1 protein-coding gene is annotated in these 982 nt (G+C 41.5%); it reads right to left on the bottom strand.

Annotated elements, in window-relative coordinates:
• Window positions 1–58: 58 nt before the first annotated feature.
• Window positions 59–982, bottom strand: a 924-nt coding sequence (locus ACFRAE_RS17690) for an IS3 family transposase (RefSeq protein ID WP_422798497.1), incomplete at its 5' end; no start/stop codon positions are given.

The raw sequence follows: 982 nt of genomic DNA, 5'->3' as shown, positions 1-982 counted from the left end.
TGTACGTCTTCAAACTAAATTAGACACATTAGGATGAAACCTTAAGGAGACTTTCGAGTTATAAATTTATTAATTTTTGTTGATTATACAATTGTCTTCTTTTATTCAGAGAATCGATTTTTACCTGTTGTCTTTTTTCCAAAATTCTTTCAGATCGTCCACAGTAGACATCTGCAGGTGTTAAGTTTTGCAGCGATTCGTGATAACGTCTGTTGTTATAGTTGTCCACAAAGTTTCCCAGGGCTTCGATAAGTTCTTCTGGATGGTAAAAGTGGTTTAATTTCACTACGTTTTTCATCGTTCTGTGATACCGTTCAATTTTCCCCTGTGTCTGCGGATGCATCGGTCTGCCGTGAACCTGCTTCATCTTCATATCCTCTTTGAGATATGTTTTTAGCTCGTTTGAAACATAACAAGGGCCGTTATCTGACAGCAACTTTGGTTTGGCTTTCGATTTTAGTCTTGCTTTCTCAATGGCTGTATTTACCGTTCTTTTCACATCTTCTGCATTCATTGAATCGCACAGCTCCCAATGGATAATGTAGCGGCTGTAATCGTCCAGAACCGTGCTCAGATAGTACCATCCCCAACCGACAATCTTAAAATAGGTAAAGTCGGTCTGCCACATCTGGTGCACAAAGCTGGTTTTATCCTTGAACTCATTTGCTGCTGAGATAAGGATATGGTTCGGTGCGGGGATCAGATCCCGCTGTTTCAATATCCGATAGACACTGGATTCTGATATGAACACACCTTGTTCATCGGTGATTTTGTGGGCCAGTTCCCGGGAGGATAATTCCGTGTGGTCCAAAGCAACTGCAACCACCAGATCTTTTTGTTCTTCCGGAATGCTGTTCCATTGTCTTCTAGATACTCGATGGCCTTGTTTCAGTCCGTCATAACCGTTCTGAAGATACTTCTGATACCATTTGTAGAATGTACTTCTATGGATGCCGAAGCTTTCCAGTGTCCGCTTCACACC

Source organism: Sphingobacterium sp. HJSM2_6 (assembly GCF_049316305.1).
GTDB lineage: Bacteria > Bacteroidota > Bacteroidia > Sphingobacteriales > Sphingobacteriaceae > Sphingobacterium.
The sequence above is the reverse complement of the archived record's forward strand: the minus strand, read 5'-3'. Positions and strand labels throughout refer to the sequence as shown.